The sequence below is a fragment of the Moraxella sp. CTOTU48841 genome (assembly GCF_032061225.1).
Lineage (GTDB): Bacteria > Pseudomonadota > Gammaproteobacteria > Pseudomonadales > Moraxellaceae > Faucicola > Faucicola cinerea.
Window position 1 is genome coordinate 419,002 of record NZ_DAMBFQ010000001.1, and the last position, 26,005, is coordinate 445,006.

General features: G+C 44.9%; 20 protein-coding genes and 1 tRNA gene. 15 read left to right on the top strand and 6 right to left on the bottom strand.

What is annotated here, in order from left to right:
• Positions 1-3 precede the first annotated feature (3 nt).
• Complete coding sequence (gene gmk, locus RT034_RS01800) at positions 4-621, bottom strand: guanylate kinase (protein WP_062334573.1); 618 nt, start codon at positions 619-621, stop codon at positions 4-6.
• A gap of 196 nt (positions 622-817) precedes the next feature.
• Between gmk and ispH the strand changes: the two genes are divergently transcribed.
• Positions 818-1,786, top strand: a complete 969-nt coding sequence (ispH, locus tag RT034_RS01805; protein WP_313012916.1) for a 4-hydroxy-3-methylbut-2-enyl diphosphate reductase — start codon at positions 818-820, stop codon at positions 1,784-1,786.
• A gap of 248 nt (positions 1,787-2,034) precedes the next feature.
• Entirely contained in the window at positions 2,035-4,005 is a 1,971-nt protein-coding gene (gene htpG, locus RT034_RS01810; RefSeq protein ID WP_313012919.1) for a molecular chaperone HtpG, read from the top strand.
• Between the two features lie 138 nt (positions 4,006-4,143).
• Here the strand turns inward: htpG and RT034_RS01815 are convergent, their stop codons facing one another.
• A complete protein-coding gene (locus tag RT034_RS01815; RefSeq protein WP_313012921.1) occupies positions 4,144-5,091 on the bottom strand; it encodes a pilin in 948 nt (315 codons plus the stop codon).
• Positions 5,092-5,199: 108 nt separating this feature from the next.
• Between RT034_RS01815 and trmB the strand changes: the two genes are divergently transcribed.
• Together trmB and putP are read left to right on the top strand one after the other, a co-directional pair.
• Positions 5,200-6,039: a tRNA (guanosine(46)-N7)-methyltransferase TrmB gene (trmB, locus tag RT034_RS01820; RefSeq protein WP_313012922.1), complete on the top strand. Its 840-nt coding sequence runs from the start codon at positions 5,200-5,202 to the stop codon at positions 6,037-6,039.
• A 209-nt stretch (positions 6,040-6,248) separates the two neighbouring features.
• Positions 6,249-7,736, top strand: a complete 1,488-nt coding sequence (gene putP / locus RT034_RS01825; protein WP_313012924.1) for a sodium/proline symporter PutP — start codon at positions 6,249-6,251, stop codon at positions 7,734-7,736.
• A gap of 185 nt (positions 7,737-7,921) precedes the next feature.
• On the opposite strand, the gene RT034_RS01830 is transcribed toward putP, so the two are convergent.
• Positions 7,922-7,998: transfer RNA gene (locus RT034_RS01830), tRNA-Met, on the bottom strand.
• A 346-nt stretch (positions 7,999-8,344) separates the two neighbouring features.
• Here RT034_RS01830 and RT034_RS01835 point away from each other — a divergent pair.
• The 6 genes from RT034_RS01835 to RT034_RS01860 all read left to right on the top strand — a co-directional run bounded on the left by RT034_RS01835 (position 8,345) and on the right by RT034_RS01860 (position 14,194).
• Complete coding sequence (locus tag RT034_RS01835; RefSeq protein ID WP_313012925.1) at positions 8,345-9,499, top strand: PhoH family protein; 1,155 nt, start codon at positions 8,345-8,347, stop codon at positions 9,497-9,499.
• Between the two features lie 3 nt (positions 9,500-9,502).
• Positions 9,503-10,114: an rRNA maturation RNase YbeY gene (gene ybeY, locus RT034_RS01840; RefSeq protein ID WP_313012928.1), complete on the top strand. Its 612-nt coding sequence runs from the start codon at positions 9,503-9,505 to the stop codon at positions 10,112-10,114.
• 8 nt (positions 10,115-10,122) lie between these two features.
• Entirely contained in the window at positions 10,123-11,217 is a 1,095-nt protein-coding gene (locus RT034_RS01845) for an asparaginase (RefSeq protein ID WP_313012930.1), read from the top strand.
• A gap of 61 nt (positions 11,218-11,278) precedes the next feature.
• Positions 11,279-12,085 (top strand): tRNA pseudouridine(38-40) synthase TruA, encoded by an 807-nt coding sequence (truA, locus tag RT034_RS01850; protein ID WP_313012933.1) that lies wholly within the window; start codon positions 11,279-11,281, stop codon positions 12,083-12,085.
• 127 nt (positions 12,086-12,212) lie between these two features.
• Complete coding sequence (gene infA / locus RT034_RS01855; protein ID WP_007116282.1) at positions 12,213-12,434, top strand: translation initiation factor IF-1; 222 nt, start codon at positions 12,213-12,215, stop codon at positions 12,432-12,434.
• 245 nt (positions 12,435-12,679) lie between these two features.
• The gene (locus RT034_RS01860; RefSeq protein WP_313012937.1) at positions 12,680-14,194 is read left to right on the top strand and encodes an OmpP1/FadL family transporter; all 1,515 of its coding nucleotides are present in this window, start codon (positions 12,680-12,682) and stop codon (positions 14,192-14,194) included.
• Positions 14,195-14,328: 134 nt separating this feature from the next.
• Here the strand turns inward: RT034_RS01860 and RT034_RS01865 are convergent, their stop codons facing one another.
• Positions 14,329-15,474, bottom strand: coding sequence for an energy transducer TonB (locus RT034_RS01865; protein ID WP_313012939.1), 1,146 nt, complete (start codon positions 15,472-15,474; stop codon positions 14,329-14,331).
• 248 nt (positions 15,475-15,722) lie between these two features.
• On the opposite strand from RT034_RS01865, the gene RT034_RS01870 reads away from it, so the two are divergent.
• Complete coding sequence (locus RT034_RS01870) at positions 15,723-17,276, top strand: cryptochrome/photolyase family protein (protein WP_313012942.1); 1,554 nt, start codon at positions 15,723-15,725, stop codon at positions 17,274-17,276.
• Between the two features lie 134 nt (positions 17,277-17,410).
• Here the strand turns inward: RT034_RS01870 and RT034_RS01875 are convergent, their stop codons facing one another.
• Positions 17,411-19,900: a glucose/quinate/shikimate family membrane-bound PQQ-dependent dehydrogenase gene (locus RT034_RS01875; protein ID WP_409566274.1), complete on the bottom strand. Its 2,490-nt coding sequence runs from the start codon at positions 19,898-19,900 to the stop codon at positions 17,411-17,413.
• 511 nt (positions 19,901-20,411) lie between these two features.
• Between RT034_RS01875 and RT034_RS01880 the strand changes: the two genes are divergently transcribed.
• The 4 genes from RT034_RS01880 to pncB all read left to right on the top strand — a co-directional run bounded on the left by RT034_RS01880 (position 20,412) and on the right by pncB (position 24,319).
• Positions 20,412-21,389, top strand: a complete 978-nt coding sequence (locus tag RT034_RS01880) for a DUF1852 domain-containing protein (protein WP_313012945.1) — start codon at positions 20,412-20,414, stop codon at positions 21,387-21,389.
• 62 nt (positions 21,390-21,451) lie between these two features.
• Positions 21,452-22,507: a methionine synthase gene (locus tag RT034_RS01885; protein WP_313012948.1), complete on the top strand. Its 1,056-nt coding sequence runs from the start codon at positions 21,452-21,454 to the stop codon at positions 22,505-22,507.
• Between the two features lie 20 nt (positions 22,508-22,527).
• Positions 22,528-23,034: a flavin reductase gene (locus RT034_RS01890; protein ID WP_313012950.1), complete on the top strand. Its 507-nt coding sequence runs from the start codon at positions 22,528-22,530 to the stop codon at positions 23,032-23,034.
• 91 nt (positions 23,035-23,125) lie between these two features.
• The gene (pncB, locus tag RT034_RS01895) at positions 23,126-24,319 is read left to right on the top strand and encodes a nicotinate phosphoribosyltransferase (protein WP_313012953.1); all 1,194 of its coding nucleotides are present in this window, start codon (positions 23,126-23,128) and stop codon (positions 24,317-24,319) included.
• Between the two features lie 103 nt (positions 24,320-24,422).
• Here the strand turns inward: pncB and RT034_RS01900 are convergent, their stop codons facing one another.
• On the bottom strand, positions 24,423-25,877 hold the full coding sequence (locus tag RT034_RS01900) for an NAD-dependent succinate-semialdehyde dehydrogenase (RefSeq protein WP_313012955.1): 1,455 nt from the start codon (positions 25,875-25,877) through the stop codon (positions 24,423-24,425).
• Between the last annotated feature and the right edge of the window lie 128 nt (positions 25,878-26,005).

A 26,005-nucleotide genomic window follows, 5' to 3' on the forward strand; every position in this document is an offset into this window, starting at 1 on the left:
GATTTATTCAGACAATAGCTGCTCAATACGGCCAGCATGACGCTCTTGCTGTTTAGCGAGAGTCAAACGATTGGCGATGATGATTGATTTTAACTCCGCTAATGCCACGTCAAAATTGTCATTAATCACCACATAATCAAAATTCACGTATTGCGACATTTCATTGACCGAACCGGCCAGACGTTTTTCAATCACCTCTTGACTGTCTTGTCCGCGATTGGAAAGCCGTTGGCGCAGCGATTGGCGGTCCGGCGGTAGGATAAAAATGGTCGTGGCATCGGGACGCAATTTTTGCACTTGCAGCGCGCCCTGCCAGTCGATTTCTAAGATGACATCTAAACCATTGCTCAGCATAAATTCCACTGTGGACTGGGCGGTGCCATAGTAGTTTTCAAACACTTCGGCATGCTCCAAAAACTCACCTTGTTTAATCATATCAGCAAATATCTCACGGCTGACAAAATGATAATGCTGCCCATCAATCTCACCAGGACGTGGCTTGCGAGTCGAATGCGAGATACTAACCGCCAAGTCATTGGTCGTTGCAATCAGCTGTTTGACCAGCGATGTTTTGCCAGTACCGCTTGCTGCGGTGATGATAAATAATGAGCCTTTGGTCATGACATATCCTTAGGGGTTTGATGAAGTGAGTAGTAGCCATTTTTGAATCGGCTATTTTAGCAATTTTTGCTAACAATTTCTGCGTAATTTAGCCCTTGAATACCGATTCGTTGATTTTTTACGTTTAACATATTTTGCGTGTATGAACTCATGGTAAACTAGCCACATGAATCATCAATGACTGAAGAACTGCGTTATGAAAATTTTACTCGCCAATCCCCGTGGTTTTTGTGCTGGGGTCGATAGAGCCATCGAAATCGTCAATGTCTGCCTTGAGCGCTTTGAACCGCCTATTTATGTGCGCCATGAAGTAGTACACAACAAGTTTGTGGTGGAAGACCTGGCCAATCGCGGTGCGGTATTTGTCGAAGAGTTGGATGAAGTGCCGGATGGGGCGATTGTGATTTTTTCAGCGCATGGCGTCTCCAAAGCCGTGGAAGATGAAGCCGAACGCCGTGATTTGACGGTGTTTGATGCCACTTGTCCACTGGTTACCAAAGTCCATATCGAAGTCAATAAATTTGCCAAAACAGGCGTAGATGCGGTATTGATTGGTCATGCCGGTCATCCAGAGGTAGAAGGCACGATGGGGCGCTTTGATCCACAATACGGTGGACGTATTCACTTAATTGAAGATGTGGTGGATGTTGCCAATCTTGACCTACCGACTGATACTGATTTGGCATTTGTCACCCAAACCACCCTATCGATGGATGACACCGCAGAAGTGATTGATGCGCTAAAAAATAAATTCCCCAAAATCCATGCGCCGCGTAAAGATGACATTTGTTATGCCACCCAAAACCGTCAAGATGCGGTCAAGGAGCTTGCGGCGCGTTGTCAAGTGGTGTTAGTGGTGGGCTCACCCAACTCATCCAACTCCAACCGCTTGCGTGAACTCGCGGAGCGCTTGGGTGCCAAAGCGCATTTGATTGATAACGCAGGCGAAATGCAAAAAGACTGGTTTGCAGGCGTGGATACGGTGGGTGTGACTGCGGGTGCGTCGGCGCCTGAAGTATTGATTCAAGAAGTGTTAGATACCTTACAATCCTGGGGCGGCGAAAAACCTGAAGAATTATCAGGTATTTTGGAAAACGTGACCTTTAGCTTGCCCAAAGCGTTACGCTCACCCCAACTGTTTAATGCTAGTGAATCCAAGATTTAACAGAGATATAGTATCGGATAGACAGCAAGTAAAGCCGGGTATAAGTATGCTCGGCTTTTTATTGGTCATTTAATTATTGGTTATTTAAACCCTGCTTGCATCATTTTTTCATTATTTAAAAATTAAAAATTGTGCCGCTTGTGCTTGAAATAGTTTTAGACTCACCCTAACTATGACAACGAACCACCATAAATTAGGTTAATTATTTTTATTCTTATTTTTATTCTTACTTTTAGGAGTTACTTACTATGTCAAATGAAAACAAACCTGAACCAAAAAAACATAGCTTTGAAGCGGAAGTCGCGCAACTATTACATTTAGTCACCCACTCGCTTTACTCCAATGCGGATATCTTTGTGCGTGAGTTGGTGTCAAATGCGTCTGATGCCTGTGACAAGTTGCGCTTTGAAGGCAATCAAAACGACGCGCTGTATGAAGGTGACAGTGAACTACGCATTCGCATTGATATTGATAAAGATGCCAAAACCATCAGCTTTATCGACAATGGTATCGGTATGAATGAAGCCGATGCCGTAGAACATTTGGGTACTATTGCCAAATCAGGCACCAAAGCTTTCTTAGAAAAATTATCCGATGCACAAAAACAAGACGGCAATCTGATTGGTCAATTTGGGGTGGGTTTTTATTCAGGTTTTATCGTAGCGGACACCATCACGGTGGAATCTCGTAAAGCAGGTGAACCTGCCAGCCAAGGTGTACGCTGGGTTTCAGACGGTACCGGTGAATTTACCACCGAAACCATCGAAAAGCCTACCCGTGGCACGACAGTGATTTTACATGTTACCGATGAACACAGCGAATACCTTGACCGCCACAAAATCAAATCTTTAGTCAATAAATACTCTGACCATATCAGCTTGCCGATCCAAATGCGCAAAGAAGTTTGGCAAGAAGAAGAACTCACTGACGCGCAAAAAACTGCTAATTCAGAAGCAGGGGGCGAAACTGCCAAAGGTGAGATGCCCCAAGGTCAAATGATAACCACTGACGAATGGGAAACCATCAACCAAGCCAATGCCCTATGGACGCGCTCACCTTCAGAAATTGAAGACGAAGAGTATAAAGAATTTTATAAAAATCTTACCTATGACTATGATGAGCCGCTAACTTGGACGCACAACCGTGTCGAAGGACGTCTACAATATACCCAGCTGCTATATATCCCTAAAAAAGCGCCGTTTGACCTGTACCAACGTGAGCAAAAACACGGTCTAAAACTGTACGTCAAACGTGTATTTATCATGGATGATGCCGAGCAGTTATTGCCGATGTATCTGCGTTTTGTCAAAGGGGTGATTGATACCGCTGATTTACCGCTCAATGTCAGCCGTGAAATCCTGCAAGAGTCTCGCGATGTCAAATCTATCCGCGATGGTAACGCGCGCCGTATATTGACCGTGCTAGCTAGCCTAGCCAATAGCGATGAAGCTGAAAAGCAAGAAAAATACAAACAGTTTTATGCTGAATTTGGTAACGTCTTAAAAGAAGGCTTGGGTGAAGACCAAAGCAATATGGATAAAATTGCCAAATTATTGCGCTATGCCACTACCACTGATGACAATGTGGTAACAAGCTTTGACGACTATAAAGGTCGTATGAAAGACGGTCAAAAGGCGATTTATTATCTAACAGCTGAAAACCTTGCCGCCGCCAAAGCCAGTCCGCAACTTGAAGTGTTCAAGAAAAAAGGCATTGAAGTCATCTTAATGACCAACCCCGTTGATGAATGGGCAATGAACTTTATGTTTGAGTACGATGGTACACCGCTACAAAACATCGCCAAAGGCGCGGTAGACTTGGGTGATTTGACCGATGAAGCCGAAAAAGAAGAAGCCAAAAAAGCAGAAGAAACCTTCAAGCCTGTGGTAGAAAAACTCAAAGGCGTGTTAGGTAACCGGGCTAAAGATGTGCGCGTGTCAAATCGCCTTGTCGACAGCCCTGCTTTGCTAGTGACTGCGGATGGTGAACTATCACCACAGATGATGCAAATGCTCAAACAGATGGGGCAACCTGTGCTAGAGAGCAAGCCAATTTTGGAAGTCAACCCAAACCATCCACTCATTCAAAAATTGGAAAGCGCGGAGCAGTTCGATGACCTCGCGCAAGTGATTTTTGACCAAGCACTACTTGCTGAAGGCGGTCAGCTTGAAGACCCAGCCGCTTATCTCAAACGCGTCAATGCGTTGTTGATGAAGTAAGTTATTTTGCTGGCTTCAAAATAAAGCCGATAAATAAAAATAAATAAATACCGAAGCCTAGGCTGTTGCTTAGGTTTCGGTTTTTTTTGAAAACCACCGTCATCGCATCGGCTAGTGGTTGTAAACACTACTATTTCATCAGCGCTCTGCCAGCATACATTGTTTGGGGATTTGCCTGCGATTGAGTGAGGTGATACAGCCCCAACTACCATCGACTTTACTATCACCAATACGGTACATGGTCAGCGTCTGACCATTGAGCCAGCGATTGGGAAACGGCACGCCTCGTACTGTCGCTTGAATCATGCAATGACTGTCAGTTGGGATACTTTCTGCTTGGGTCAACACTTTTAACACCACTTTTTGGTTATCTGTGCTTAGCGGTGTATTGACAGGACATTGACCGGTGGCTTTGTAGATGGCATCGACTCGTCCCTGTGCGCTTTCTACGATATCAAGCACCTCAAACAGCGTGGCATTGGCTTTTTGTTTGGCATAAATCGGCAAAAACTGCACTTGAATCACAAACAAAGAAAACGCATAAAACCCAAACGCCAGCGCCAAACCCAGCAAACTTACCCCGCCGTGCCTGCGGATATGCGCCAGCTGTTTTTCCTCATCCCGCGGATACATTTCAATGGCATCGGCGATTTCACGGCGCGCCATCCGATAATAATAAGCATCGCTCCAACGTGCTACCATTACCGACCAAAACAGCCAAATCGCAAGCCCAATGCCAATACGTAGCGGCATACGAATTGCTTCATCAAGATTGCGTATCAATAAGTACTCTATCGCCACCAAAATGATGGTGACATTAAGCTGAATAAACGACCATCCCGCCACCGAATAGACAATGCTATCTAAGAATCGCTTACGGTATAACAGCCAAGGAAACGTCATCAAAAACCCTGCCCAATGCCACTTAGCCGTCAATCGCCCTGCCTGATCAAACTGGGCAAAACGCTTGAGATAATACGCCTGCGAACGATTGCCGATAAAGGCTTTGTCATACATCAGACGCTGTTTATCAGTTAGCTGTGGCTGCCAAAATGGCGGCGGTGATGTTTTTTCAAGAAATAACATGGCGATTAGGGATTATCCATTGGTTGTTTTCACTTTATGGGGTTTTCACTTATAATAGCCGAATTTTATCACAACCACCCTTTATCACACCAACTACGATTTTTGCAAATGATGACACCCCAACATACCCAAACTTCTGAGACAGTCGATGCGGCTAGCACCGATGCACCATTGCTTTCTCCCAATCTCTCCACTAGCCCTCAACCGAATGATGAAAACCCTGATTCATCCCTGCACTATCGCGCCATTCAAACTTTTATGAAGCGCAAAACCCATGTGGGCAAAAAGGCAGAAGCTGGGTTACAGTCAGACTTTGCCCATTTTTTTGTCCAGCCCAATTTGGATGCAATACAAGCGATGGATATCGGCGGTATAACCAATTTGCGTGAGCTATTTTCAAACCCTGATGCGCCTTTGACACTCGAAATTGGCTTTGGTATGGGCACAAGCTTGGTGGAAATGGCAAAAAATGACCCAACACGAAACTTTGTCGGCATTGAAGTGCATGAGGCAGGACTGGGTAACTGTGCATTTTTGGCAGGGGAACTGGGGCTAAATAACCTCAAACTCATCAGTGGCGATGCGATTGCCCTGATGCAGCAATTACCGGCGGCGCATATTGACACGCTGCAGTTGTATTTCCCAGACCCTTGGCAAAAAAAGCGCCATTACAAACGCCGTTTTGTCAGTGCTGATCGTATGCGGGTGGTGGAACGGGTGCTTAAAAAAGGCGGCATATTTCATGCTGCCACCGATTGGGAACATTATGCCCATTGGATGATTGAAGTCATGGATAGTTTAACCGCGTTTGAAAATGTCGAAGGCAAAAACAGCGAAGGTATAGGTAACTTTTTGCCGCGTCCCGATTTTCGCCCACTGACTAAATTCGAAAAACGCGGAATGGAGGAAGGTCGCGCTATTTACGATATTATGTATCGCAAAGTTTAGCGCGTTGACAATTTTATGCCCTAAACAGGATAATCACAGCGATTATCCTTTTTTTATGCCTAAAATTTTTCTACAATGTGACTTTTCGTTATTAGATGGTATCTATCAAGATGTCGATTAGCGTGTGATGCCACGTAAAATCTCTATGACTGCTATCAATTTTTAGTGGTTTTATTACCTTGAATCGGGATGACCTTAGGAGTGATGGGATGACACCCGTTTATATTACATTTACGTTGTATTTGATTTTGGTATTAGGCATCGGGTTTGCGGCATATTTTGCCACGCGTAACTTTGATGACTATATTTTGGGTGGCCGTAGTCTGGGCAGTTTTGTGACCGCGATGTCGGCGGGTGCGTCAGATATGTCAGGATGGCTGCTGATGGGGTTACCTGGGGCGATTTATGTATCGGGGTTGAGTGAATCTTGGATTGCGATTGGCTTGGTGATTGGTGCGTATTTTAACTGGCTTTTGGTGGCAGGTCGACTGCGGGTGCATACTGAGTTTAATAACAATGCGCTGACTTTGCCTGAATATTTTCACCACCGCTTTGGCGCCAACAATAAATTGATTAAAATTGCTTCGGCGGCGATTATTTTGTTTTTCTTTACCATTTATTGCGCCTCAGGCATTGTCGCAGGTGCGCGACTATTTGAAAGCTTGTTTGAAATTGACTATGCCACGGCTATGTGGCTAGGGGCATTTGCCACCATTATCTATACCTTTATTGGAGGATTTTTGGCAGTAAGCTGGACGGATACTATTCAAGCAAGTTTGATGATTTTTGCGCTGGTATTTGCGCCCATCATGGTTTATTTAAACTTAGGCGGTATGGGTGAAATTCATGCGGCAGTCAGTATGGCGGCACAGGCAAATAACAAAAACTACGGTAACTTGCTGTTTGGTACGTCATTCGTCGGTATCATCAGTGCAGCTGCGTGGGGCTTGGGTTATTTTGGTCAGCCGCATATTTTGGCGCGTTTTATGGCGGCAAATTCGGTCAAATCACTGAATAATGCCCGTCGTATTGGTATGACTTGGATGATTTTATGCCTAGTAGGTGCGGTAGCGGTCGGTTATTTTGGGCTTGCCTATATGACGGTGCATCCTGAGCAAACTGCTATTTTAAAAGATAACAACGAGCGCATCTTTATCGGTTTGGCACAAGTATTATTTAACCCTTGGATTGTCGGTGTGGTATTGTCGGCTATTTTGGCGGCGGTCATGAGTACCCTCAGCTGTCAATTATTGGTATGCTCAAGCGCGATTACAGAAGATTTTTATAAAGGGTTTATTCGCCCTACTGCCACTCAAAAAGAGCTGGTTTGGATTGGTCGCTTCATGGTGCTTTTGGTCTCAGCGATTGCCATTGTCATTGCCCAAAACCCAGACAGCAAAGTGTTGGGATTGGTCTCTTATGCTTGGGCAGGATTTGGCGCGGCGTTTGGTCCTGTGGTATTGATGTCATTATTTTGGCGACGTATGACTGGTACAGGTGCGTTGGCGGGCATGCTCGTAGGCGCGTTGACAGTCATCGCTTGGAAACCATTAACCGGTAGCAGTCTGTATGAAATCGTACCAGGTTTTATTTTAGGCATGATTGCCATCTATGTGGTGTCACTGTTAACGCCCGCATCTGACAAAGTCATGGCACGTTTTGATGATGCCAATAAAGCCTTTAACGCAGCTCGATAATATTGGATGCCAATTTAAATAGTAATTTAAATGACAAAAAGGGCGATACAGCTATCGCCCTTTTTTTGTTTTTCTTTTTCATTTTTATTGTCAAATGAAAAACAACAAAAAAGCCAAACATCAAAATGCTTGGCTTACTAAAATACGGGACTTTTCAAAATCCTGGGCGTTAAGTTATTTGCAAATGGTGGCGATGAAGAGACTTGAACTCTTGACCTCACGATTATGAGTCGTGCGCTCTAACCAGCTGAGCTACATCGCCATGTTTGGCAAATCTGCAAGATTTAGGCAGAATTTTGAAAGTATTTCTTGCCTGTCATGGGGTGCATATTATGCGTATTTAACCCTATGTCGTCAAGCATTTTGTCACATTTTTTTTCATTTTCTCAAAATTTAATTTTTTGCCTGTCGTGGCTGAGCATTGCCTGACTGTTGGCTTCAAAATTACTTGAAATGACAAAAACCCGTGAACGTCACTTGAATTTTTGCATATATTTACCATAATAGTATCAACGTGCCAAAATATTATATTGGTTACTGTCATACTTCCCTAATCTCTCAACCTTATGATTTATCACAACTATAAAAACCCATAAAAGGAAGCACTCTTGAGCGATACCATCAGCAGAACGGTCGATTTATCATCTCTAAAAGCCCATCAACTCAAAACCCTATTGGGCGAATACAATAACCACATTAAGTACCTTGAACATCGTCTGTCAGTCCACATTCACCAACGCAAAACCGATTTTGTGATTTCAGGTGAGCTTGATTCAGTCACGCGTGCTGAGCGTATTTTGGTACAGCTTGCCGATGAAGCACAAAGCAACGACGTCATCTCGCCAGAAGATTTGCACCTGCTCGTGCAAACGAGTTTTAGCCGTGAGCACGATTTAGCGCTAGAAAATGATGCCGCTAGCGAAAATGGCAGCGAGCGCGCAGATAGCAATGAATTCACCCCGATTAGTTTGAGAACCCGTAAAGGAAAAATCATCCCCCGCGGTTACAACCAACAGCAATATGTCAAAAAAATCTTACTCTCTGATGTCTCGTTTGGCGTAGGGCCTGCAGGTACGGGTAAGACTTACTTGGCGGTGGCTTGCGCGGTGGATATGCTAGAGCGCAATGAGATTGAGCGTATTTTGCTTGTGCGCCCTGCGGTAGAAGCAGGGGAAAAACTGGGCTTTTTACCAGGGGATTTGACCCAAAAAATCGACCCTTACCTACGCCCACTTTATGATGCTTTATATGAAATGCTAGGGTTTGAAAAAGTGGCAAAACTGATTGAAAAACAAGTCATTGAGGTAGCCCCCCTCGCCTACATGCGCGGTCGTACCTTAAATAATTCGTTTGTGATTTTGGATGAAGCACAAAACACCACCCCTGAGCAGATGAAAATGTTCTTGACTCGTTTGGGTTTTGGCTCACGTGCGGTCATCACGGGCGATATGTCACAGGTCGATTTACCTCGCGGCACCAAGTCAGGCTTGCGGCATTCGCTAGAAATCTTGGCGGATATTGAAGAAATCCATGTGACGCGGTTTGATAGCAAGGATGTGGTACGCCACCAATTGGTTCAAAAAATCGTGCAAGCCTATGATAAATACGATGAAGCGCAAGAAGCGATTAAAGAAGCCAAAAAGCAATCGCGCCTACTTGAACAAAGCCAAGCACAGTCCCAAGCCGCAAGTTCGGCTATCGCGGTGACGGATAACAATGCTCCAATTGATAACGTACCCATTGATATAGGTATCGCGGAGTAGCTTATGTCATCAGCTTTGCCAACCCAAATTGATTTAACAGGTGATTTAGCTGGCGCTGTGCCGCAAGCGCCGATGAGTCAAGTGATAATTAGTTTTGCTGAAGACTTAATTGCGCTGCCAAATTTTGGCGAACTTGAAGCCTTCTATCAACAAGACAAGATTGTCGCTATTTTGCAGCAAGTTCTGCAGTATTTTCAAACCCATCACGACACTACCGAAATACCTAGTCAACTGGGTGAATTTATCTTTCAAAAAATCATTGAATTAGAAATTTATGTCACGGAGCCTGTGGAAGCTCGCGCCATCAATTTGGATGCGCGTGGCAAAGACTACGCCACCAATATTTTATCCTATGCCAGTGAATTGCCGGAAGCTGTGCTAGAATTACTGCCCGCACTGCCGCTAGGTGAACTAGTAATTTGCCATGCGGTGGTGGTCAGTCAAGCCGCTGAGCAAGGCAAGACAGTAGAGCAGCATCTGACCCATTTGCTGGTGCATGGGATGCTGCATTTGCTGGGTTTTGACCATGAACTTGGGCAAGCTGAGCAAGATGAAATGGAAGCGATTGAAATCGCTGTCCTTGATAAGTTATCCGTTGCCAACCCTTATGAGTAAAATTTCAATTGAGTAAATCTATCACCAAATCAGGTATTGGCATCATCTACGCGGGCGGCACTTTTGGCAGTTATGGTAAACCGCTTGCTAGCTTAGATGCCGATATTTTTTTACCTGTGTTATCACAGATTTTACAGACCCATTTTGCCACTTACCCAAACCATGCACACGACCCTGTGAATTGGCGGATATTGGATAATGATGTCATTAAAGACAGTAGCCAGTTAACGCCTGCTGATTTCGCGCATTTTTATCAATTGATACTACAAGCCATTGCGCAAGGGCTTCGCCAATTTGTGGTGCTAACAGGCACGGATACGCTCAGCTACCTTGCGGCTTTTTTGGCAGAGTGTTTTGCGGGTAGTCATATCAGTATTGTGGTGACAGGGGCGATGAGACCTTTGCTTGATAGCAATGTGTTAACCGATTACCTTATCGACGCGCAGAGCGATGCCACACAGAATTTATTTGATGCTTGCAAATTAGCCCGTCATGGTGAGCCTGGGGTGCGGGTTTGTTTTTCTGGTGAAGATTGGCCTGCCCAAACGGTGCAAAAAATTCATAGCCATGATTTAATGGCGTTTGTGGGGCATCACCGTGCTGGTTATCCCGCCAATAGCTATACCTCAAAAATCACTCAGGCTCAGCATCAACTTTGGCTAGAAGATCGGTTGAGTCAATTGCCGCAAGTCTTTGACAGCTTGTCCCATGCCAATGTTGCCACACTCTATTTGACGCCCGTGGATACGCATTTGCTCGCTGCTCGCTTGGGTAATTTATTGTCTGATAAACCTGATGCCATCATTATTTTGGCATTTGGTGCAGGCAATGTGCCGTATGCCGAATCCATCAAAAACGAATTATTACAGGCGAAAAAACAAGGCTGTCTGGTTGCAGTGACGACCCAATGCGCGTATGGCGGCGTCAGCCAAGCATATGAAGCGGGGGCATGGCTGGCTCAGTGTGAAGTTTTGATGACGGGACGGTTGACCTTACCTGCCATATTTGCGCGTCTGCTTTGGTTGATTGGCAATTATGATACCCCTGCTCGTCGCCGTCAGCGTTGGGCGCATTGTCTAAAGGATACCCACACCGTCGCTTAATAACTGATTAGTTGTTATACTAGGCTTTTTTATCGTAGGTTTTGGCAAAATTGGCTTTTTTATGACTGTAAATACTTATGCGATCAGCATCGAATTTATTGGTACTCGCTATCGCGGCTGGCAACGCCAACAAGAAGTTGATAGTATTCAGCAGCATGTTGAAGCAGCGTTATCAAAGATAGCCAATGAACCCATAGAAGTCATCGCTGCAGGTCGTACTGATGCAGGCGTCCATGCGTCAAATATGATTGCCCATTTTCAAACCAGTGCCATGCGTCAGCCCTATAATTGGCTGCGTGCCGCAAATTCTCTACTACCTGATGATATCGCGGTGCGCTGGATACAAATGATGCCTGCTGAGTTTCATGCGCGCTTTTCTGCGATTGCTCGACGCTACCGCTATATTACCCTCAACCACCCCTTTCGACCTGCGATACTCAATCAGCAAATTACCCATGAATACGCCCCACTTAATGTCCAACTGATGCAGCAGGCAGCGACCTATCTCGAAGGCACCCATGATTTCACCAGTTTTCGTGCCGCTTCCTGCCAATCTAATCAGCCTGTGCGCCATGTCCATTTTGCCAAATTGATTCAGCATGGTGAGCTATTGGTACTGGATATCCAAGCCGATGGTTTTTTGCATCACATGGTGCGAAATATTATGGGTACGTTATTTGAAATTGGGCGCGGTGAACAGCCAGTCGCATGGATTGAAGCACTGTTGCTGAGCAAAAATCGGTCACTTGCGGCAGCGACGGCTTCTGCCGATGGGTTATACTTTATCAATGCGCTATATCCACCCCAATTTCAATCACTGTTACCGGTAACAAGGCTATCCCCTATTTGGCTAAATTTGCCTGAATAAGGTCGCGATGCGCGCAAATCTTTTAGCTATTTTTTTCAATTGATTGATTTAGGGCTTAAAAGTTGCGATAACACACGCATCAGCGTATAATCTGCATTTATACATTTGACTCATAGATATAGGTATTATGGCAAAAAAAGACGATGTAATTGAATTTGAAGGCGAAGTGGTCGATACTTTACCTAACACATTATTTAAAGTGCGTTTAGAAAATGGGCATGAAATTATTGCGCATATTTCTGGAAAAATGCGTAAAAACTATATTCGTATCTTAACAGGCGATAAAGTTAAAGTTGAAATGACACCTTACGACTTGTCAAAAGGGCGTATTACTTACCGCGGTCGATAGTTATTTAGCCACATATAGTCAGTAAAAAGAGGGGTTTAACTCAATGAGTTAAACCCCTCTTTTTTTCGTGACTGTTCAGGTCAATAAATTCTTACAAAAATGTGATTATACGGTTGTCAATTGTTAAAATTTTGATTATTCTTTGACTGACCAAAGGAAGGTATTACGTCAATTTTAATTTACTGATAAGTTTTTGTTAAATTAGCTATTAGACGTGATGATTAAAATCAAACAGGGAGCTTCACATGTCATTTAAAATTTCTTCTCTCGCGCTAGCCGTTGCTACGCTTTCTACTGTTTCTATCGCAAACGCCGCCGGTTTAGACCGCTCTACCCAACCAAGCTGGGCTTTTACCGAGCAAGGTACTTTTGCCTATGTTGAGCACATTACCATCGATCCAACAATCGAGGGCAAAGACAACAAAAACGTTGCGACGACTGAGGCAAACTTTACCGCTGGTCGCAATGTCCCTGATATGGCCGATGATTACCAGTTTTTAAACTTTGGCGCAAAAGCCGATGTCAATGATACCATCAGCGTAGGGGCATTTTTTGATCAACCTTGGGGCGCAGATGTTGAGTTTTCTGGCGATAACAACTTTGTTGGTGCACCAACTTCTATAGTGAATGGTATCTATGCTCAAGCAGCAGCGGGATTGCAAAATGCAGGTATTGCACTGCCTGTGACTAATGCCACAGAACTGCAAACCGCTATCTCAACCATCCAAAATCAAGTTACTGCAGGGCAAGCGCGATTAGATGCAGCAAATACTCAATTAGCGAGAGCCCAAGCTGCTTTGGCTGCTAACCCTGCATTAGCACCTGTTTTAACGCCACAAATTACTGCACTTCAACAAGGGATTGCTGCAGGTACTACCCAAGTCGAGGCTGGCACACAAGCAGTTAAGACTTTATCTACCGCACAAGCAGCTTCACAAAATTTATCTAAAGTCACAGGTGCCACCAATGTTTCTATCAGCAGCCAAAATTTCACAGGACTGTTGGGGGTAAAACTGGGTGAAAAGAAAAACATTCAAATTTATGGCGGTCCTACGATTCAGCGTTTAGAAGGTGATGTCCACTTACGTGGTAACGCTTATAAAACCGCCTCTGGCTATGATGCGAGTATTGCTCGTAACACGGCTTATGGCTGGATGGCTGGGATTGCTTATTTAAAACCTGAAATTGCCCTCAAAGCCGCGTTAACTTATCGCTCTGAAATCGACCACGACGTCACTATGACGGAAAATCTTCCTGCACTTGGTGCAGCGGGTGTCGGCACCAATGAGATTACTATCACCACGCCAAAATCTGTTAACTTAGATTTCCAAACAGGTATCAATCCAACAACCCTTTTAACCGCAAAAGCACGTTGGGTACCTTGGAGCGATTTTGCGATTAAACCAAAAATCTATGGTAATGCAAGCGGTTTAAATTTAGTTTCTTATGACGATGACGCTTGGACTGCTGAAGTCGGTCTAGGTAAGAAACTATCACCAAAATTAGCTATTTCGGGCGCTGTGGGTTATGACTCAGGTGCAGGTAATCCAACCACTTCTCTAGGACCTGTGGAGGGTAACTGGAATGTGGGCTTGGGAGCAAAATACAATTTGACACCTGAATGGGCTATCTCAGGCGGCGTTAAATACTTGATGTTTGGTGATGCCAAAGCAAAACTACCCGATGGTAGCATTGTTGGTGATTTCCAAGACAATGATGGCTGGGTATACGGTGTACGTTTATCTTACCAAAAGAAATAAGCTAACTTTCAATAACATGAAAGCCAATCTGTTCATCAGCTTGGCTTTTTTTATGTGTGGAGTTAATCAATGTTGATACAGTAAGCCCTTCATGATTATTGCATGGGTGCCGCTCCAGCGACATATTGTAGGGTTTAATTTGCAAGATTGGTCAGTGCTATGGTGAGATTGCCAATGCTTGGTACCGTGACGCCATTGGCTTTTCTTGGGTAAAGTCTGGCTTTTTGCACTTGTTGGCAAATAAATTTATCCACCTCTTGATCACCTGATGTTTGCGTAATCCTGCATTTTTCCACGCCACCTTGGGCATTGACATTGAGTTTTACTTGCAGGCTTGATAGCTGCTTTAGTGTCACAATACGGGACAAATTGGGTGGTAACTGCGTGTTAGGTCTTTTCTGCCAACTTGCATCCGCATTGCCAAAGGTGATGGGTGTTGCTGGTTTTGGTGACGAATTACTAGCTGGGACAGCGGGGATAGCTGAAATAACTGGGCTAACGGGCTGATTTGGCATTTTTTGTATTTGAGGACGCATCGTATCTTTAGATGATTTAGCACGCTCATCGTGAGTTATAGTTTTTAAAGCATAATCAGCATTGGTATGGCTTTGGTTGGTAGTAGCTGATTTGGGTTGAGCAAGAGATTGGCTAGTGTTTGAACTTATGTTGCGTTCTATTTGCGCCGCTTGCTGTTGTTCATATTTGGCTTTATTTTCACGCGCGTTCAGTAATGGCTGGCTAGGAATATCTTGTGATTTTTTTTGAGATTGAGTTTGGCTTCGACTTTGACTTGCTGTAGATAACGAAGTTTTAGGTTGACTGGCTTTTTTTTGGCTAGTCAAATGATCTATCGTTGGTCTGAGTTCAATTGGCTTGTCGCTACTATTTTTTGCTGGGTCATTTACCAGTTTAGCGGGTGTAGGGTTTGGTTTTGATAATGGTTTTTCCTTAATATCAGCCGCTTGGGTGTTAGTGCTAGGATAAGCTTGTTTGGCAGGGTTCGCATGATTAATGGCGACGGGCTGCGGTTGTGAATGGTAAGTCTGCGAGGGGTGTTGAGGCTTCAGCTGGATAAAGCTAATTTCGAGCGGCTGTGTCGTTTGCGGTTTGATTTTTAAGGGAGTTTGGTACTGAAAAAATAGATATAGCAGCAGCCCATGCAGCGCGGTAACGATGCCAACTACCACTACCCTAATATATAGTTTTGACGATTTGTTATCGGATGATGGGGTAGATAGCATAACAGGGAAATCGCTTGATACACGCTTGAATGATGGCATATGATATTGTCATCTTAATATAATTGTGCCATAAATCAAATAGTTAGTTTGCTATTTAAGGCGCGTATATTGCAAAGCCAACACAACGTTTACCCGACTTTTGGTGCAGGTCATTGCACATTTTTGCAACGGCATGAGTAGTGTTTTACCGTTACGATAGCACAATAAACCTGCAAAAATGTCTTGGGAAGCCAAGCCTTTGTTGACATAATACCCTAAAGATAAATCTCTGTAGTGGGGTAAAGATAATGAGCAGCACAATGAACTTGATGTGGTTTCGCCAAGATTTGCGCACCTTTGACAATACCGCTTTTGCGGCTTGCTGTGAGCATGCACAGCAAAACCATGCTGGCGTCATAGCCGTGGTTTATTTGACACCCAAGCAATGGCAATCACACCGCAAATCGCTGTGGCAAATTGACTTGATACTGCGGCAAATCCGCGCACTTGAGCAGAGTTTATCTCAGTTAAATATTGGTATTATCATCAGAGTGGTGGATGATTTTGCCTTGCAGGCGACGGATGTGCTTGAGCTTTGCCAGCAGCTTTTTATTAGCCATTTATTTGCCAATCTGGAGTACCCAGTTAATGAAGTTGCCCGCGACCAGTATATCGCCCAGCAGGCGCAGTCGTTGGGCATAGTTACTCAATGGTTTGATGATAGTCAGGTGATTGCCCCTCAGCGTATCGTCACCGACAAAGGTATGCCGTACAAAGTCTTTACCCCTTTTTACAAGCGTTGGCTTGCGATGATTGAAACCGCGGGTTTAACCCTATCGCCCACCCCTGCTGCCATGGCTATAAATACTACACAACTTGCCAAAGACAGCCGCAATACCAATACCAATACCAATACCAATGACTATATAACGATTGATGCATTTTATCGTGCTTATCTTACCCCCACTGCTGCGCTTGATAAACAGCTCAATCACGTGGGTAAGTTAGCACAATTGTTATACCCCGCCGGTGAAGCGGCTGCCCAATCACGACTGGATGATTTTTTAAAAAACCATATCGCTGATTACAATACAGCCAGAGACGTGCCTGCTTTGAATAATAGTTTGGGTGCGACCAGTCGTTTATCGCCCTATTTGGCAATCGGTATGCTATCGCCCAGATTATGCTATCTCAAAGCCAGACAAAGGCTGAACAGTCAATCAGGACTGGGAAGCGAGAAAGACATCATGCGCTGGATTAGCGAACTGGCTTGGCGCGATTTTTATTATGACGTTATGGTTAACCGTCCAGATATCGTTAAAGGCAAGGCGTTTTTGACCCCCTTGGATGAATCTGTGGCTTGGCGTTATGACCTAGCCGACTTTGAAAGCTGGTATCAAGGTAAGACCGGTGTACCGCTGGTGGATGCAGCAATGCGCTGTCTCAACAGCACAGGTTTTATGCACAATCGGCTGCGTATGGTGGTGGCGATGTATCTGAGCAAAAACCTATTAATCGATTGGCGTTGGGGTGAGGCTTATTTTATGCAGCATTTGGTAGATGGTGATTTTGCCAGTAATAATGGCGGATGGCAATGGTCATCTTCCGTCGGTACCGATGCTCAGCCTTATTTTCGGGTGATGAATCCATTTAGTCAGGCGGCAACACATGACCCTGATGCAAGCTATATCCAATACTGGGTGCCCGAGCTTGCAACAGTGCCAGCTAACATCATCAACGATGAGCAAAAACTGCAAACCTACCTAACACAACATCCTCACATCGCCTATCCAAAGCTTGACACCCCGACAAAAATCTCACGAGCGATGGCGATTGAGGCGTTTAAAAAACCAGTTGAGTAATTGCTATCGTTAAGTGTTTTTTAATTGCTGGTATAAATTATGATAAATATACTGCCTACTTAACTTCGTGTCATAAAAAAAACCACGTTAAGGTGTTAACGTGGTTTTCTTAAAGCCTCAATAAGTCTTAATGACTAATCGGGTAACGCATAGGCAACCATGTAGTCACCCATCTTGGTGCCAAACGAACCATGCCCGCCTGCCATGATGACCACATACTGTTTGCCATTAATCTCATAAGTCATTGGCGTGGCTTGCCCACCAGCCGGCAAACGCGCTTCCCAAAGTTTATCGCCGTTGCTGACATTAAAGGCACGGATATAATTATCTTGGGTCGCCGCGACAAACATCACATTTCCCGCGGTCGAAATCGAACCACCCAGTCCGGGCACACCGATTTTTAATGGCGGTAACTGCATCAGTTTTGGCAAGCTATCGCGGATAGTACCGATACGTTTTTTCCACACGATTTGATGCGTGGTCAAGTCCACCCCTGCCACATAGCCCCAGCCAGGTTGTTTACAAGGTAATCCGACGGGCGATAAGAAAGGTTTGATTTCAACACCATAAGGCGCACCATACATAGGCTGGACGCCTTGTTCAGTGCCTGCGCCTTTTTCTTTTTGTGGACGGTTAGGATCTTGTGGGATCAAAGTACTTACGAAAGGTAGCGCTAAGGGATTCATCACCGCGACTTGGCGATCGGGATTGACTGAAATACCGCCCCATTCAAATACCCCTAAATTGCCTGGGAAAACCAAGGTGCCGTTTTCTGACGGTGGCGTATAGATACCCTCATAATTGAGTGATTTAAAATACGCACGGCAATATAGCTGGTCAAACATGGTCGCGCCCCACATATCTTTATCCTGCAGCGGATTTGGTGGCGCAAGGTTTAACTCAGAAAATGGCTGAGTGGCAGAGTATTTTTCACCTTTGGTTTGGTTACCGCGTTTGACAGTTTGCGGCACGGCGCGTTCTGTCACCGGTACCACAGGTTTACCAGTACGCCGGTCAAGGACAAACACATTACCCGTTTTGGTGGTGACATAGACCACAGGCGTGGTTTTGCCAGTTTGATCGGTCAATTCTGCAATGGTTGGCTGCGATGGTACGTCCATATCCCACAAGTCGTGATGCGTGGTCTGGAAGCTCCATAGCACTTTACCTGTGGTACCATTGAGCGCGACAACCGAGTTGGCAAAACGCTCTTGTAGTCGGTCACGATTACCGCCCCAAATATCTGGCGTACCAACACCAACAGGCACATATACGACGTCGGCTTGGCTATCATACGCAAGCGGCGCCCATGCATTTGGCGAGTTGTGTACAAATTTTTGCCCAGGTGCTGGGATAGCGTTGGGGTCTTCAGCGCCTGTGTCAAATACCCACATTAATTTACCGGTATTAACATCGTAGCCACGGATAACGCCCGAAGGCTCTTTAGTAGAGAGGTTGTCAGTCACAGACCCACCGATGACAATCGTCGTACCTGTCACTACAGGCGGTGACGTTGGGTTGTAGCCACCGGGATATGGGTATGGCATATCTTGTTGCAGATTGACTTCACCATTGGTACCAAAATCGCTACAACGTTGACCCGTATCGGCATTGACGGCGACTAAGCGACCATCATTGACCGGCAAAATAATTTTGCGCGGGCAAAGCGCCGATTTGGTTTGGCGCGCTTGCAAACTGGCAGCATTTTTACTGACATTGGCGTCATCGTGATACGATACCCCACGGCAGGTCAAATGTTGGAAGGTTTTATCTGATTTGAGTTTCGGATCAAACCGCCATTTTTGTTTACCTGTAGCGGGGTCAAGCGCAATCAAAAATTGATGCGCGGTACAAAAATATAAGGTATTGTTGACTTTAAGTGGGGTGACTTGGTTGGTGGTTTCCCCAGAATCATTGGCGGTTTTAAAGTCGCCAGTACGAAACGTCCAGGCTTCTTTGAGATTTTTGACATTGCTATCATTGATTTGGGTCAAAGGCGAATAGCGTGTACCTTCAGGCGTACGCCCATAATCGGTCCAATCGCCAGGCGCAATGCCTGCCAGTGGTTTTGGCGTAGGCTGCGCACGGGTGATGGTACCATTGATTTCTTGGGGGTCATGAAAAGCGGCATAACCCATCAATGCAAAAATTGATAGAATCACTAAGCCTAAGCCATGTCGAACCGGCGTTAGCCAAGTATGATCAAAGAACGTTGCTTTAGGCGTTGATGATGGAGTCGTCTGGTTAATTGCCTGATGAGATTTAACATAGCGGGTGATATGTGGTAACCATAGCCAAATCCCCATAAAGGTTAAAATATCCAGTCTAGGTGCGAGTGCCCAAAAATCGCTGCCCACTTCCCATAGCGACCATACCGCTGTCACAACCAATAAGGCAGCAAACAACCACAGCGCCAATGCAGCACGTTTTTTAAGTAACACCGCCGTGACTAATATCCAAAGACCGGCTACCAAGTAGTACCACGAGCCGCCCAAACTAATGAGATAAATCCCGCCAAACAATAATACAAAGCCTATGATGGCAAAAATCGCCATCGTGATATAAGGTGGTTTTACCGTATTGATTGCTGACGAGGGTATATTTTGATGATTGCTTATTGTCATATCACCCTCCTTATTTTCCCGTGATTATAGAGCGGGCTATTCACCCTTTAATGCTACAGACTTGTAGCGTAATGTTGGTAATTGGTAAGTTAACCTTTCTGATGGCGAATTACTTATTTTATATGTACAAAATTTATTATTTTGTTGCATAAATTATTTTTTAACTATCAACTTTTATTGAATGTTCAGAACTCCTAACAAAATTAATATTCGTTAACCTCAAAAAATAGACAGCATCACTAGCTTCGCTGAATCTATGCCGGAGTATTTTGAAGTCGCTAATATCAAATTTCAGCGCTGCCAATAAAAAACGGTTAGATACTCTCTAGCCGTTTTTTATTCAAGGAAAAACCTAAAATGAATAAAATTCATCATTTTTAAATTTTAATTCGTTTTTATTCATCTTAATTTTAGCGTATAACTGTCTTTGTACTTTTAGCCGTGACGATTTTTAGTAATCGTAGGGTGCTAAAAGAATTTTTTTTGCGCGACTGTTACGGAGATTACAGACATGACTTTACCGATTGATTGTCATATCAAAACCATTGCATTTGATGAAAACTACCAACCTGCCAAAGATACTAGGCTGACTACCAACTTTGCCAATCTGGCACGGGGTGAACACCGCGAGCAAAACTTACGAAATACCCTGCAAATGATTAACCGTCGATTTAATGACTTGGCACATTGGGACAATGTGACTGGCGACCGCTATCAGGTCGAGCTTGAGATTGTCTCTGCTAATCTTGAGATTGTTGGTACGGGAGACAGCTTTCCGGCTATTGAGATTTTAAAAACCGTTATCTTTGACACCCAGACCCAGCAACGCATCGATGGCATTGTGGGGAACAGTTTTTCTTCCTATGTGCGCGATTATGACTTTAGTGTATGGCTGTTAACGCATAACAAAAACCAGCCATCGTTTAGTGTGCCCGAGCGGTTTGGGGATTTGCATGGTAAGTTGTTTGATTATGTGCTGAACTCGCCTGCCTACCGTGAGCAATTTAACAAACCACCGGTGATTTGTCTCAGTGTGTCAACCACTAAGACCTACACCCGAACTGCCAATTGTCATCCGATTTTGGGCACTGAATATGTACAAGACGCGTATTCGCTGACGGATGAGTACTTTAGCAAAATGGGGTTATCGGTGCGTTATTTTATGCCGCCAAAATCAGTGGCACCTTTTGCGTTTTATTTTAAAGGTGATCTGCTCAATGACTACACCAACCTTGAGCTGATTAGCGCGATTAGCACGATGGAAACGTTCCAAAAAATTTATCGTCCTGAGATTTATAACGCCAATAGCGTGGCAGGTCAAAGCTATCGGCCCAGTTTAAATCATCAAGATTATTCACTGACCAAAATCGAGTATGACCGTGAAGAGCGCAGTCAGCTAGCGATTCAACAAGGTCAATACACAGAAACCCACTTTATCAAACCCTATCAAACCTTGTTACAAAACTGGTTAAATTCCCAAGTAGCTTAATAAGTAGCTTAATAAGTCGCTTAAGCAGTTTTTGCTGACGCCCAACAATTAAAGAGAAAACAATGACGACACTTTTTCCAACATCAACGGCAGGTAGCCTGCCTAAACCAAGCTGGCTTGCTGAACCTGAACAACTTTGGTCGCCCTGGAAGCTGACAGACAGCGCGCTTGTCCAAGGCAAACAAGACGCTTTATTAGTATCATTGCAGCAGCAACTAGCGGCAGGCATTGATATTGTCAGTGATGGCGAGCAAACCCGCCAACATTTTGTCACCACCTTTATTGAGCATCTAGATGGGGTTGATTTTGCCAATCGCGCTACGGTAAAAATTCGCAATCGCTATGAAGCCAGTGTGCCGACTGTGGTGGGTGCCGTGTCGCGCCCGCAATCGGTATTTGCTGAGGACGCCAAGTTTTTACGCCAGCACACGGACAAACCTATCAAATGGGCGCTACCTGGACCCATGACTATGATTGATACCCTCAGTGACCAATACTACGGCAGCCGCGAAAAACTGGCGTGGGAATTTGCCACTCTACTCAACCAAGAAGCCAAAGAACTGGAGGCGGCAGGGGTTGATATTATTCAATTTGATGAGCCTGCCTTTAATGTATTTTTTGATGAAGTTAATGATTGGGGCATTGCGGCACTCGAACGTGCCATTGAAGGGTTGAAATGTGACACTGCCGTCCATATCTGTTATGGTTATGGTATCAAAGCCAATACCGATTGGAAACAAACCTTGGGCAGTGAATGGCGACAATATGAAGCCATCTTCCCCAAAATACAGCAATCGGCGATTGATATGGTGTCGCTAGAATGTCACAATTCGCGCGTACCGATGGAACTTATCGAATTGATTCGTGGCAAAAAAGTGATGGTGGGCGCGATTGATGTGGCGACGCATCAGATAGAAACACCTGAACAAGTGGCAGAAACACTGCATAAAGCCTTGCAGTTTGTGGATGCCGAAAATTTGTACCCTTGTACCAATTGCGGGATGGCGCCGCTACCCCGTCATGTGGCACAAGGCAAGCTGTCTGCCTTAGCACAAGGTGCCAAGCTCGTCCGAAATGACTATTTAGCCACGCATCAATTGGACGACCTAATAATTTAAAAAGTAATTTGGAAAAAACAATGGTTGACGTTACTGATTTTAGAAATGCCATGTCGATGTTATCGGCTGCGGTCAATGTGGTCACTACCGATGGCCCTGCGGGTCGTCATGGCTTTACTGCATCGGCGGTGTGCAGTGTAACCGATACCCCACCGACCTTGCTTGTATGTATGAATACCGCCTCACGCTCGTATGAATATTTCGTGCAAAACAAGGTATTGGCGGTGAATGTGCTGGCCGACCATCACGCACCATTATCTGCGGTTTTTGCATCAAAACTCGAAGCGCAAGCGCGCTTTGAGCATGGCACATGGCATACCTTGATGACCCAATCACCGATTTTGGACAATGCCTTGGCGAGCTTTGATTGCCAAATCGAGCAAATCCAAGAAGTCGGCACACACGGGATTTTTATTTGTCGTATCGAAGCCATACAACAAGGCAAAGACCAGACAGGCTTGGTGTATTTTAACCGTGAATACCATGCCGTCAATAAAATTAAAGTCGAAACGCCCAGCCAACTATAATGCCAAGCACTGAGTCAGATTTTCTACAATCCAAGCGATTTAATGCTAAAGTAGTCACTCTTATCAATAGGTAGATAATTTAGGATGAGTGATGGCGATTATTAAGTCTTTGTTGGACACGGATTTATACAAATTTACCATGCTACAAGTGGTGCTACACAAGTTTCCACAGACGCATAGCGTATATGCGTTTCGCTGTCGCAACCTTGAAGACACCGCCTATCCCCTATCAACGCTACTCGATGAAGTCAATAGCGAACTCGATGCGCTTTGTGAACTGCGGTTTACAGCCGATGAGCTGCAATATCTTCGTGGTCTACGCTTTATCAAAAGTGATTTTGTTGATTATCTTGAATTATTTCAACTCAAACGGCGTTTTATCAAAGCGACCATTGACGCCGAAGGTCGGTTAGACATTCGTATTGAAGGCCCGATGATTCAGGCAATGATGTTTGAAATCTTTGTGTTGGCGATTGTCAATGAACTGTATTTTAGTCACCTTGACCAGCAATCGGCTTGGCAAGTCGGTGAACAACGGCTGAACGATAAACTGCTACTGTTACAAGACTATCGTCGCCAAATGGCGGCTTATGACGTCCCGTTTTTGGTATCAGATTTTGGTACGCGTCGACGTTATAGTGTTGCTTGGCAAGAGCAAGTGATTGAGCGGTTGATGGCAGTGCCGGAAATATTTCGCGGTACGAGCAATGTGTATTTTGCCAAACAGTTCGGTATCACCCCAATTGGCACAATGGCGCATGAATTTTTACAAGCCTTTCAGGCGCTTGATGTGCGTTTGCGTAATTTCCAAAAAGCGGCACTCGAAGCTTGGGTTCAAGAATATCGAGGTGACTTAGGTATTGCATTGACAGACGTGGTCGGGATGGACGCTTTTTTGCGCGATTTTGACTTGTATTTTGCCAAACTATTTGATGGGCTGCGTCACGACAGTGGCGACCCGTATGAATGGGGCGAAAAAGCCTACGCACACTACCAACAACTCAAAATCAACCCAAAAACCAAAATGTTAAATTTTAGCGATGGGCTGACGTTGCAGAAGGCGTGGGCGCTGTACTTGCATTTTAATGACCGTTTTCAACTTGGGTTTGGTATCGGTACTCACTTGACCAATGATATGGGGCAAACACCGCTCAACATCGTCCTTAAACTGGTTGAATGTAACGGGCAATCGGTTGCCAAAATATCCGACAGCCCCGGCAAAACCATGACCGATAACGATACCTTTTTGGCATACCTGCGCCAAGTATTTGATATCGCTGAGTAAAAATCCTAAAGCGCTAATTGCAAAAACCAATAAGCTAAATCAGCGCGTTCAATCTCACGCCCAATTATGGCAATGTATGCCATGAATTTGGAAGACTTAACTATTATTGCACATCAATACACCAATACTTAGTCGTCACATAATCTTCAATCCCATACTTTGAGCCTTCACGCCCAAAGCCTGATTGCTTCACACCCCCAAACGGTGCAACTTCGGTTGATAACAGCCCGGTGTTTTGGGCGACCATACCGTATTCTAGTCCTTCACACACTTTCCACGAACGCGCAACGCTTTGGGTATAAAAATACGCCGCTAGTCCATAAATCGTATTATTGGCATGGGCAATCACTTCCTCATCGCTATCAAACACAAACACGGGCGCAATTGGACCGAAAATCTCTTGAGTAGCAATGTCCATGTCATCGGTAATTCCCGTGATAACGGTCGGTTCAAAGCTTAAATCTGACGCGCTGTGTTTTTTTCCACCGGTGACCACGGTCGCGCCTTTGTTGACCGCATCTGCAAGTAACTGCTCGACTTTGTCCAGTGCACCTTGGTTGATGAGTGGACCGATATTTACGCCCTCTGTCATACCGTTACCGACTTTTAGTGCTTCGACTTTTTGTTTAAAGATGGCTAAAAATTTGTCTTTGATACTTGATTGCACATAGACGCGGTTTGCACAGACACAGGTTTGCCCCGCGTTACGGTATTTGGAAGCGATAAGACCGGTTGCTGCTTTTTCTAAGTCGGCATCATCAAATACGATAAATGGGGCATTACCCCCTAGCTCCATCGAGAGTTTTTTGACGGTGGAGGCGCACTGCGCCATCAAAGTGCGACCGACTTCGGTAGAGCCGGTAAAGGATAGTTTATGGATACGTTCATCTTGGATGAGCACTTCACCAATCACTGAGGATTTACCGGTGACGATTTGTAGCAAGCCTGCAGGTAAGCCTGCACGTATGGCAAGTTCGCCCAGTGCTAATGCGGTCAAGGGTGTTTCTGTGGCAGGTTTGACAATTATGCTACAGCCAGCAGCTAATGCCGGTGCCACTTTACGTGTAATCATGGCGGCGGGGAAATTCCACGGGGTAATCGCCGCGCATACGCCAATCGGTTGTTTTAACACCACGTAGCGTAGGTCTTTGTTGGTGCTAGGGATGATGTCGCCATAGATGCGCTTGCCTTCTTCGGCAAACCAGCGGATAAAGCTATTGGCATAGCCGATTTCACCGCGCGATTCGGTGATTGGTTTGCCTTGCTCAGCGGTCATGATAGTCGCCAAATCTTCTTTATTTTGGTCGATTAAATCCGCCCAGTTGTTTAAAATAGCGGCGCGCTCGTTGGCGGTTTTTTGTGCCCAGTCTATTTGCGCTTCGTGAGCAATGGCGACGGCGTCGATGACTTGGGATTTTTCTAGACTCGGCACACTGGCTAACACTTGGTTGTCAAATGGATTGGTGACATCAATGGTAGTACCATCCGTCGCATCTATCCATTGGTTGTCAATGAGGGATTGGGTTTTGAGTAAGGTTGGGTCTTTAAGTGGTAGCATCAGGAAGTCCCGTTCGTTATGTTGTTATGAGGATATTGAGAACTTTTTTATGATAAGCAGGTCAATGCCATTTATTATAAGCGGATAGCCGCTGTGTGAAATAGCGTCATTATGTTGCAGCAGCTGTC